Origin of the sequence: Acidovorax sp., from assembly GCF_034519795.1 — a bacterium.
GTDB lineage: Bacteria > Pseudomonadota > Gammaproteobacteria > Burkholderiales > Burkholderiaceae_C > Acidovorax.
On sequence record NZ_JAXHOB010000008.1, the window covers coordinates 463,939 to 474,006 of the forward strand.

Sequence of the window (10,068 nt, forward strand, 5' to 3'; positions counted from 1 at the left end):
CTTGCCATCCTTCAGCCAGCCGCCCGCCACCATGCCCATCCCTTCGACGCCCACCCCCACCCGCCTGCCCACCCCGTTCGAGTCGCTCGCCGGCGTTGCCAAGTTCCTGGGCACCGAGGAGATGAGCCCGGCCTTCCATGCGCGGCATGCGCAGCCCATCGATGCGGCCTGCGCCTTTTTGCACGAGCTGGTGCGCGAGCACCCGTCGCTGGACATGGCGTTCAACGCGGCACTGCCGCTGCCGGTGGCGGACGGGGGCCATCTGGTGCTGCAGGCGCTGTCGTCCATCCAGTTTGCCGAACAGAAGCTGCACTGGTTCGACAGCCAGATGAACACCACGCTGCGCGCCCTGGCACCTGTGGTGCGCGACCCCGCGCTGCCCACCTGGATGGCAGAGTGCCGCTGGGCGGTGGATGGGGCGGCGGTGAATGTGTAGGGGGACGGGTCGGACGGCCCTCCAAAGAAACAAGAAATCCACCGAAATCGCTGCTGGTGGCAGCGGTCCACCAGCCCGCCCCAGGGCTGTTTATCGCTTGGCGCAGCCGTAGCTAATCTCGGTGCTGTATGCACTGGCCTGGTAGACAATCACCAGCGAGTACGTGCTTCTGCGCGTCAGGTCCAGCCCCACCGCGCGCAGCGGAAAGCTCAGGTTGGTATAGAACGTGACACCGGGCTCGTAGACCAGGTTGGTGACCGGCAGGTTGTACGTGTAGTCGGGAATGGTTGACAGCCGCGTGGTATCGATCACGGCCCGGCTTGCCGTGAAGGTGGCGGTGACGGCGCCCGAGCGGCCATAGTCGTCATAGCACATGTAGGTGCCGTTGTGCGCCGAGTGGGAGGTGCTGGGGGCCGGTGCAGGGGCGGGCGCAGGTGCAGGAGCTGGCGCGGGCGCCGGTGCAGGAGCCGCCGGCAGCGTGGCCACCAGCTTGAACTTGCCGTTGTTGAGCATGTCCATCACATCGCTGCCATAGCCCACGAAGATCGATGCGCCGGCCTGTGCTGCGGTGTTCCAGCCCTGCACTGTGATGGTCTCGGTGGCCTGGGTGATGGTGCGGTACTCCACCGGCTCGCCGCCGGTGTAGGCAAGGAACCCCCGGGTCTCCGACAGCACATAGATCTGCGAGCCGTGCAGCATCACAAAGTACAGCTTGCCGCGGCCCAGGTACTGCGCATCGGGCGTGATGCGAGCCACCAGGGTATAGGCGCTGGCCGAGCCGCTGGTGGTGGCCGATGCGGTGATGTCGGCCCATGCGGAACTGGCGGCGCCCAGGCTGGCGACGAGGGCGGTGGCGGCGGAGATTTTCTTGAATGGGCTGGCGAAGTTCATGGAGGTAGGAATCGAGGTGATGGGGCCGGCGCTGCCGGCCATCCGGTTCGCGGATCAACGGCTGCCGCGGCCTGCAGGCTTGGGTGCGGTGCGGCCCTGGCCTGCGTGTCGCTGGCACGGCCACAGTCTGCGCGGCTGTTGTGCGTCACTCGTCAATGCCATCGGCCGCGCCAGTTGCCTGCTCTGATGGCGCTCAGCGCCGGGAGCAGATGAAAACGCGCGGGGTGCTGGAGCCATTGCTTGCGTAGCCTAGGGCCAGCGGGTAGCGGGCTCCCGCGGTCGTGTCCACCGACACCAGACGCAGCGGGAAGGCGTTGTTGGTATAGATGCGGTCGCCAGTGGTGCCAATGTTGCTGTAGGGCACGTTGAAGGTGTAGTCCGGAATGGTGAGGATCCTGGACGTATCCACCACCGCTTGGGTGGCCGTGATGGTGGCGGAAACCGTGTAGCTGGACCCTGTTTCGCTGATGCACAGGTAGTTGCCGCTGTAGACCGCATAGGGGTTGGTCACAACGGGGGGCGTGGGCGTTGGCGTGGGCGTCGGTGCGGGCGCCTGGGGCAGCGTGGCCACCTGTTTGAACCTGCCGTTGTTGATCATGTCCATCACATCGGTGCCAAAGCCCACGAAGATCGAAGCACCGGCCTGCGCGGTGGTGTTCCAGCCCTGCACGGTGATGGTCTCGGTGGCCTGGGTGATGCCGCGGTAGGCCTCGGGCTCGCCGCCGGTGTAGGGGATGAAGCCGCGCGTTTCCGACAGCACGTAGATCTGCGAGCCATGCAGCATCACGAAGTACAGCTTGCCCCGGCCCAGGTACTGCGCGTCGGGCGTGATTCGGGCCACCAGGGTGTAGGCGCTGGATGAGCCGCTGGCGGTGGCCGATGCCGTGATGTCGGCCAAAGCAGGACTGGCGGCACCCAGGCTGGCGACGACGATGGCAGTGGCGGCGGCAATTTTCTTGAGCGTGCAGGTAAGGCGCATGGCGGTGATGGATCGAAGTTGCGCCGGCGTGGGATTCTTGGGGTTGTGGTGGCCGGCAGGGGGTGACAAGGAAAACGCGCACGAAGCGCATGTGTCCACATGGACACACTTGTATCCATTGGTTTCTTGATTTCAAAGCAATGGAGCGATCACCACAATCGCCAATATGGGTGATGCCGACTGGGCGGGTCAGGAGGGCCCCACTGGGTGGAGCGACAGGATGGGGCAGGCGCTGTTCGCGCGGGCCTGTCTGTTACAAAAACCTCTGCGCCAAATACGGCGCCGGGTCCACCAACGGCGCCTCACCGCTGATCAGCTCGGCCAGCAGGCGGCCGGTCACCGGGCCCAGGGTGAAGCCCTGGTGCGCGTGGCCGAAGTTGAACCACAGGCCCGTGTGGCGCGGCGCTTTTCCCAGCACGGGGAGCATGTCGGCGGTGCAGGGGCGGGCGCCCAGCCAGGGCGTGGCCTCCACGGGCTCGCCCAGGGGCAGCAGTTCGCGCGTGGAGATTTCTGCGCGGCGCAGTTGCACGGGGGTGGCGGGGGCATCCAGCAGTGCAAACTCGGCCCCGGTGGTCAGGCGCAGGCCGCGCGCCATGGGGGCCAGCATCACGCCGCGCTCGATGTCCAGCGCGGGCATGGTCAGGCTGGGGCCGCCGGCAAAGTGGCGGTGGTAGCCGCGCTTGCTGAACAGCGGCAGGCGGTAGCCCAGGCGCGTGGTGAGTGCGCCGGCCCAGGGGCCCAGGGCAATGACGGCGTGTTGCGCGCTGACGTTGCCAGAGTCCACCTGCACGGCCCAGCCGCTGCCCTCTTGTCGCAGCGTCAGCGCATCGCCGGTGGCCAGGTGCCCGCCGCGCTGCACGAACAGCCGCGCATAGCGCGCCACCAGTTCGCCGGGGTCGCGCACGCTCCATGGGTCTTGCCAATGCACGGCGCCGGCCAGCGGCATCTGCAGCACGGGCTGGGCGGCGGCCAGGGCGGCGCTGTCCAGCACTTCGCAGGCCAGGCCGTGCGCTGCCGCGGTGGCCCGGGCCTGCGTGGCGGCCGCATCGAACACGGGGGCGGTGCGGTACAGCTGCATCCAGCCTTGCTTGTGTACCAGGTCGGCGGCGCCGGCGTCTGCTATCCAGCCGCCGTGCTCGGTCAGGCAGTGGGCGATGAGGCGGCTGTAGGCCTGCGCAATGGGCGCGTAGCGTCCCGGCGCCGATGCGGCCCAGTAGCCGAGCAGCTGCGGCGCCAGGCGCAGCACGGCGCCCCAGTGGTAGTGGGCGTCGTTGCTCAGCCCGGTGGCGATGCGTGCCAGCGTGGCGATGTTGCGCGGAAAGGCGTAGGGCTGCACGGCCTCGCGCTGGATGATGCCGGCGTTGCCGTACGAGGTCTCCTGGCCCGGGGCCTTGCGGTCGATGAGGGTCACGGCGTGGCCGCGCTGCTGCAGTGCCAGGGCAGTGCTGACGCCGACCATGCCGGCGCCGAGAACAATGGTTTCCATGGGGTGATTATTGTGCGGGCCCGCGACAGGAACACCCACCGCATTGCGCTGTTTTTCGAACCCTGGATTGCCGTATCGGCAATCGCTGCCGGCGGCCACCGCGCCCTGACATTGCCCGCTTGCCATGGCACACCAACGCGGTACAGTCGGCGCGGATAGGACCTGTCCTACAACACCGGGCGGCAAGACCGGTTAACTTTCTCCCACGGGCCCGCGCCGCGCTGGGCACGACTGCTGCGGTCCCGGCCCCCGGGACAAAGGTTGCGTATGAGGACGGCTCCTGTTGTATTGAGAGGCCACTGCGCTTGCCGCCGCGTGGAATACGCCGTGCACGCGCTGGAGCTCGATGCCACGGTGTGCCACTGCGAGACCTGCCGCCGGGCATCGGGTGGGGCCGGCATGGCCTGGATCGCCGGTGACCGGGCGACCCTGCGCCTCTATGGCGCGGTGCACACCTGGCGCTCGTCCGGGCATGCTGCGCGCCAGCTGTGCCCCGAGTGCGGCAGCCAGCTGTTCCGCCTGGAGGACACCCGGCCCGAGGCGGTCGATGTGGCCCTGGGCACCCTCGACGACGCCAGTGCAGTGCGCAGCACGCGCAGCGCCTTTGCCAACCAGCGCCCGCGCTGGGATGCGCGCGGGCCGCTGGGCAGCCAGCCGCTGGCACCGGTGCCCGGCCTGCTGGCCAAGGGCACCCTGCACAGCGATGCGCCAGATGGGCCCGCGCGCGACGAGACGCTGCAGAGCATGCTCGCCAGCACGCAGGACGCCTTCGTCAGCATCGACCCTGGCGGCTTCATCACCGAGTGGAACCCGCAGGCGCAGGCCGCGCTGGGCTGGAGCTACGACGAGGCCATCGGGCGCCCGATGCACGAGCTCATCATCCCGCCCGAGATGCGCAGCGCCCACCTCTATGGCATGGCGCGGCTGCAGCGCACCGGCGAGGGCCCGGTGCTGCGCCGCCGCTTCGAGGTGGACGCGCTGCACCAGGACGGGCACCGCCTGCCGGTGGAGCTGTCCATCGCGCCGCTGCGCATGGCCGGCGGCATCGGCGCCACGGCCTTCATCCGCGACACCAGCCAGCGCCACGCGGTGGAGCGCGAACTGCGCGCCAACCAGGACCTGCTGCAGCGCACGGGCGAGCTGGCGCTGGTGGGCTCCTGGACGGTGGACCTGCCCACCAGCACGGTGCACTGGTCGCCCATGGTGCGGCGCATCCACGGCGTGGACGATGGCTTCGTGCCCACGCTGCCCGGTGTGGTCGGCTTCTACGAAGAGGGCGCGCAGGAGCGGCTCATCGCCGCCTTCGAGCAAGGCATCGAGGACGGCCAGAAGTGGGAGATCGAAGCCCCCCTGCGCACCCCCGATGGCCGGCGCGTGTGGGCGCGAGCCATCGGCAACACCGAGTACGACGAACATGGTGCGCCGCTGCGCGTGGTCGGCGCGCTGCAGGACATCACGGGCCGCAAGCGGGCCGAGGAATCACTGCACATGCTCACCCAGATCCTGGAGGCCACGCCCGACTTCGTGGTGCAGGCCGACAAGGACGGCCGCGTGACCTACATGAACCCGGCCGCGCGCCAGGCCCAGGGCTACGACGCGGGCTACGACGTCACGCAGCACCGCTTCACCGACTTCAACACCCCCGAGACCACGCGCCGCTACCGCGACGAGGTCATGCCCTCGGTGCTCAAGAGCGGGGTGTGGATGGGCGAGAGCACGGTGCTCGTGGCCGGCCAGCCGATTGCGGTGGACCACTCGGTGCTGTCGCACAAGGACGCCACCGGCCAGGTGGTGCGCTACACCGCCGTGATGCGCGACATCTCGGCGCAGCAGCGCGCCCGCGCCGACCTGTTTCGCCAGCAACGTACGCAAGAACCTGTTCAAGGTCTTTTTGAGGCCGCGCAAGTCCCTTTTCGGGATGGGATGCAAGGCGCGGCGCGCAGCCGATAGCCCGTGCTATCGGCAAGCGCCGCAACGCCGCAGACCGCCCGAAAAGGCACTTGCCCGAAGGGTTGGAGTGAAATCGGGCGATTGGACGCCCCGGCTGCTTACATGGGCGCGAGCCCATGCGGCGCATCCGAAGCATCCACTCATCCCGATTGCACTGCAACGCGGCTGCAAAAAGACCTTGAACAGGTTCTTTGCTCGATTGCCGAGGCCATCCCCGACGTCATCGCCGTGGTGGACCGCGAGGGCCGCTACGAGTTCGTCAACTCCGCGTTCGAGAAGTTGGTGGGCCCCTCGCGCGCGGAGATCGTGGGCCACAAGATCGGCGAGGTCATGCCCATCCAGGAGCTGCAGGGCAGCATGGCCCATATCCACAAGGCGCTGGGCGGCGAGCCCACGGCGTTCGAGCTGGACTTGCAGTTGGGCGGGCGCCAGCGCAACATGGCCATCACCCTGGTGCCGCGCCAGTCCGAGGGCGGCACGCCCGATGGCTTCATCGCCGTGCTCGACGACGTGACCATCCACCGCCAGCGCGAGTCGCGCCTGATCGGCCTGAGCGAGCGCGACGGCCTCACCGGCTTGGTGAACCGCCAGGGCCTGGAGGCCTACCTGCAGCGCATACCGCTTGGCGAAGCCCACGGCGTGGCCATGCTGTACGTGGACCTGGACCGCTTCAAGCCCGTCAACGACACATGGGGCCACCCGGTGGGCGACCAACTGCTGCAGGCCGTGGCGGCGCGCTTTCTGGCCCTGGTGCGGCCCATGGACCTGGTGGCGCGCGTGGGCGGCGACGAGTTCGTGGTGGTGCTGGGCGGCATGCCCGGTCGCGCCGCCGCCGAGCAGGTGGCTGACAAGCTGGTGGCCACCGCCGCCAGGCCCTTCGACCTGGGCGGGCGCAGGGTGCTCATCGGCGCCAGCGTGGGCGTGGCCTTTGCGGGCGACGACGGCTGGCGCGGCCTCATGGAGCGGGCCGACGCCTCGCTCTACCGCGCCAAGGCGGCCGGGCGGGGAAGACGGGCTTGACCGTCCATCACCACCACTGGTAGCCGAACGTCGCCGTCACGCGCCGGGGCTCGCCGCAGGAGCCATGGCGCAGGCGTGGCACACGCATGGCGGCGCCTGCGGCAAGGTGCTGAGCCACCCAGCCCCTGCGGTTTTGGGTAGCATGGTCTCTACAGTCCACCCCGTGGCACTTTCCTGCGAAACCCGCGATCCCGACGAAAGACCACCCCCATGCCAGTTGCTCAATCCCACCCCGCCTGCGTGCGGGAGTTTCGCCAGGTCCTGCTGTGGCCCCTGCGCCTGATGCCGGTGCGCGGCTCCGAGGGCCAGCACGCCAAGCCCTGGCAGTTGCTGGCGGACATGGGCGAGGCGGCCTCGCCCTGGCGCGAGGTGGTGGACGAATTCACGGGCGACAGCAGCCGTTTTCACGAACGCCACTACAACGAGTTCGTGACCTTTTTGCCCTATGTGCAGCGCTTCCTGTATGGCGAAGGGCGCAGCCGGGAAGGCAGCCGTGCCACCGGCTCGCCGATGCGGGTGTTCCGGCGCAGCGACGTCAGCGCCGTGCGGGCGGTGCTGCGCCCCGGCGATGCGCCGATCACGCTCGACATCGTGCATGTGGACCTGTACTTTTTTCTCGACCTGGACCTGGTGCTGCTCAATGTCGAGGTCAGCGCCCGCGACCTGCAGCTCGCCCAGGCGCAGGAGCTGCTGTACCGCTTCGGCCGTGGCTACCCCGCCGGCTGGGATGCAGAGGGCCATGCCCAGCACTGCCTGTACAGCGCCGAGTGGCTTGGCGCCGCCGGGCAGGTGCTGGCCGCGTCCGACGCCAACCAGCGCGACCTCTTCATGGCCCACGTCAGCAGCCACCGCGCCCCGCGCATCTCGGCCCACTGGGCCTGGCTGCTGGAGCCGCTGGTGAGCGACCATTCCGAGCGCAGCGGGCCCCTGCGCTACCGCCAGATCGAGTACTACCGCATGCCGCAGCTGGCCTTTTTGGCGCTGGACGACCCGCGCGCGCTCAGCCGCAGCGACTTCATCCGCTTCGGCCTGGTCACGGGGGCGGCCCCGCCCAGCGACGACGACACTTGCCTGCCTTATTCCGAAGAGCACCTGGCCGATTTTGAAAAGCGGTTCTGTTACGACCGCTTCTGGAGCAGCAGCGGCGCTGCCCCCAACACGCGCTACCTGTGCAGCGGCCATTCGCTCCTGGTGCTGGGCAATGCCAGCAGCCCGTTCTATGTGTGCCGCGACCGGGGCGTGCTGGCGCAGTTCAGGCACCAGCACTTCCTGCTGTTCTTGATTGCGCACTTCCAGAAGGCGGCGCTGCTGATGTTCTCGGACCGGCTGGCCGAGGCCCTGAAAGACCTGGACATTGCCGACGCCGCCAGCGTGCGCCGCTTCAAGCGCACCATCCGCGACAGCTTTGCCGGATTTCTGCGCTTCACGCACCGCTACTGGTTCCACGAAGTGTCCGAACAGGCCCAGGTGCGCGCCCTGTTCCGCATGTGTGCCAACCACCTGGGGCTGGACCCGCTGTACACCGAGGTCAAGGAGCGCATCGGCGAAATGAACCAGTACCTGGACGCCGACAGCCTGCGCCGCCAGGCCAACACGGTCGTGCGGCTCACGGTCGTCACCATCTTCGGCCTGATCGGCACCGTGACCACGGGCTTCCTGGGCATGAACCTGCTGGCCGAGGCCGACGCGCCTTTGGGCCGCAAGCTGGGCATCTTCGCCCTCGTGTTCGTGCTGACCACCGCGCTGACCATTTACACCATGGTCAAGTCCAAGCGCCTGTCGGACTTTCTCGACGTGCTCTCGGACGAACGCGCCACTGCCTGGCAGAAATTCAAGGCGCTGGGGCTGGTGTGGCGGCGTGCCGGGGGGTGAGGAGGGCGGGCAAGCGGTACGCCATGGCCGCAGCCGTTGAACGGCCGGCAGGCACAGCTGCTCTGGCGAATTTACCCGTTCACCGACGAGGGCTTGGCTGCCGGTAAGCTCGACGCGCTCGGAGATTCCAAGTCCCACGAGAGAGGCGGTTCTAGGCGATACGGCATCACCAGTCCCCCGCACAGAGTCCAGGGAGGTAGCACGCGAGCGACCAGTCGTGGGTCCTCGGCCACCATCAGGTTGGGTGGGTTCTTGAACGCGTCCATTGGCAACAATGTAGCTGCTGCGGTAGCTCTCTGCAACAAAGTCGCTTTGGCTTGTTGCGACCTCCCGCCGCGTCAGTGCAGACGTTGGGGGCGCAGTTCTGCTGCGATCTTGTGTGGGCTGCGGGTTACTCAACAACTGCCGCGCCTTGCCCACCTGGTCAAGCCCGACGAGCACGCCCCCTTGCGCCGCAGCACGCGGTCCACGCCGCCTTGGCGCAGGCGCTCCTGCAGCTGTGCAGGGTCGCCTTTGACCATCAGCGTGCCATCGCGCTGCATCTCCATGACGGGCACGGGCTGAAACGCTCCAGCATTCGCCAGCGATCCATGACCTGTGCGAGGTGCACCGGCGCCCACTGCAGCTGTTAGAGAGCTTGGTACTTGCGGCGTAGATGGGTTGTACTTTGGCAGACCAAGCAAGCTACCTTCACGGCTGCGGAGAATCGACCTTCTGCCACAGTCCTTCGAAGGGGGGGTCCGGCTCTACCAATCGCCACATCGTCGCGCAGGCCGAACATTGGTACCAACGTTCGACCAGGCCCACATAGGAGTCGGGTTGAGCGACACGTGCAGGGACTAGCGAGGGTTCCCCGTTCAAGACGGTGATAAATTCGTCAAAGTCATCCCAGCCGTCAAAACGACCCACTTGGCGGATTTCGCATTGGCACATTGCATCTTTATTCATCTGAGCTTTCCTCCATCGATTTTCCAAACTTCTTGAGGGCCGCCTTCAATGAGTATCTGGCTGCCGCCTCCAACCCACTGCCCGCCCTGACTTCCTACTTCCCCGGCGTGCACTCTGGTACCTGCAGGAACCTTGATGGTGGTGAAGTCGGTGGCTTGTGAACGAAAGCCGGTTCCGCGCAAGACACTCCATTCGGGCAGCAAGGCGGAGTCAATCCTGGTCTGCAGAGATCCAACTGGTTTGTCCAATGACCAGAAGCCTCCAAACTCCCTCGATTGCCCTGGAGTCCAGGCACGATACAGCACCAGGTCTTCGAGAAGGTCCATGGTCGCATAGCGCCCTCCTGAAAAGGTCGCGGCAACAGAGTCCAGGGTGCTTCCAAGGCTGTCTGGGTGAAGTGCATCGGCACGCAACACCACAAGGCCAGGGACCTGCGTGACGATCCTCTCAAAATTGGCCCCGGCGCTGTTTGCCAAGGTCGCCAAG

The 10,068-nt window shown here is 67.4% G+C and carries 8 protein-coding genes and 1 pseudogene; 4 read left to right on the forward strand and 5 right to left on the reverse strand.

Annotated elements, in window-relative coordinates; all coding sequences use genetic code 11:
• Positions 1 to 31: 31 nt before the first annotated feature.
• On the forward strand, positions 32 to 436 hold the full coding sequence (locus U5N23_RS10455) for a hypothetical protein (protein WP_322592743.1): 405 nt from the start codon (positions 32 to 34) through the stop codon (positions 434 to 436).
• 90 nt (positions 437 to 526) lie between these two features.
• Here the strand turns inward: U5N23_RS10455 and U5N23_RS10460 are convergent, their stop codons facing one another.
• The 3 genes from U5N23_RS10460 to U5N23_RS10470 all read right to left on the reverse strand — a co-directional run bounded on the left by U5N23_RS10460 (position 527) and on the right by U5N23_RS10470 (position 3,792).
• A complete protein-coding gene (locus tag U5N23_RS10460; protein ID WP_322592744.1) occupies positions 527 to 1,327 on the reverse strand; it encodes a hypothetical protein in 801 nt (266 codons plus the stop codon).
• A gap of 193 nt (positions 1,328 to 1,520) precedes the next feature.
• On the reverse strand, positions 1,521 to 2,306 hold the full coding sequence (locus U5N23_RS10465; RefSeq protein WP_322592745.1) for a hypothetical protein: 786 nt from the start codon (positions 2,304 to 2,306) through the stop codon (positions 1,521 to 1,523).
• A 253-nt stretch (positions 2,307 to 2,559) separates the two neighbouring features.
• Complete coding sequence (locus U5N23_RS10470) at positions 2,560 to 3,792, reverse strand: FAD-dependent oxidoreductase (protein ID WP_322592746.1); 1,233 nt, start codon at positions 3,790 to 3,792, stop codon at positions 2,560 to 2,562.
• A 315-nt stretch (positions 3,793 to 4,107) separates the two neighbouring features.
• Between U5N23_RS10470 and U5N23_RS10475 the strand changes: the two genes are divergently transcribed.
• The 3 genes from U5N23_RS10475 to U5N23_RS10485 all read left to right on the forward strand — a co-directional run bounded on the left by U5N23_RS10475 (position 4,108) and on the right by U5N23_RS10485 (position 8,634).
• A complete protein-coding gene (locus U5N23_RS10475) occupies positions 4,108 to 5,742 on the forward strand; it encodes a PAS domain S-box protein (RefSeq protein WP_322592747.1) in 1,635 nt (544 codons plus the stop codon).
• Positions 5,743 to 5,844: 102 nt separating this feature from the next.
• Positions 5,845 to 6,762 (forward strand): GGDEF domain-containing protein, encoded by a 918-nt coding sequence (locus U5N23_RS10480; RefSeq protein ID WP_322592748.1) that lies wholly within the window; start codon positions 5,845 to 5,847, stop codon positions 6,760 to 6,762.
• A 210-nt stretch (positions 6,763 to 6,972) separates the two neighbouring features.
• A complete protein-coding gene (locus tag U5N23_RS10485) occupies positions 6,973 to 8,634 on the forward strand; it encodes a hypothetical protein (protein WP_322592749.1) in 1,662 nt (553 codons plus the stop codon).
• A 395-nt stretch (positions 8,635 to 9,029) separates the two neighbouring features.
• On the opposite strand, the gene U5N23_RS10490 is transcribed toward U5N23_RS10485, so the two are convergent.
• Positions 9,030 to 9,191 (reverse strand): hypothetical protein, encoded by a 162-nt coding sequence (locus tag U5N23_RS10490; protein ID WP_322592750.1) that lies wholly within the window; start codon positions 9,189 to 9,191, stop codon positions 9,030 to 9,032.
• Positions 9,192 to 9,578: 387 nt separating this feature from the next.
• Positions 9,579 to 10,068, reverse strand: a pseudogene (locus U5N23_RS10495) (hypothetical protein); the annotation flags it as partial.

Excerpts from the sequence above, each read along its gene's own strand:
- U5N23_RS10455 (WP_322592743.1), top strand. The coding sequence starts at position 32 with ATGCCCATCCCTTCGACGCCCACCCCCACCCGCCTGCCCACCCCGTTC.
- U5N23_RS10460 (WP_322592744.1), bottom strand. The coding sequence starts at position 1,327 with ATGAACTTCGCCAGCCCATTCAAGAAAATCTCCGCCGCCACCGCCCTC.
- U5N23_RS10465 (WP_322592745.1), bottom strand. The coding sequence starts at position 2,306 with ATGCGCCTTACCTGCACGCTCAAGAAAATTGCCGCCGCCACTGCCATC.
- U5N23_RS10470 (WP_322592746.1), bottom strand. The coding sequence starts at position 3,792 with ATGGAAACCATTGTTCTCGGCGCCGGCATGGTCGGCGTCAGCACTGCC.
- U5N23_RS10480 (WP_322592748.1), top strand. The coding sequence starts at position 5,845 with ATGGGCGCGAGCCCATGCGGCGCATCCGAAGCATCCACTCATCCCGAT.
- U5N23_RS10485 (WP_322592749.1), top strand. The coding sequence starts at position 6,973 with ATGCCAGTTGCTCAATCCCACCCCGCCTGCGTGCGGGAGTTTCGCCAG.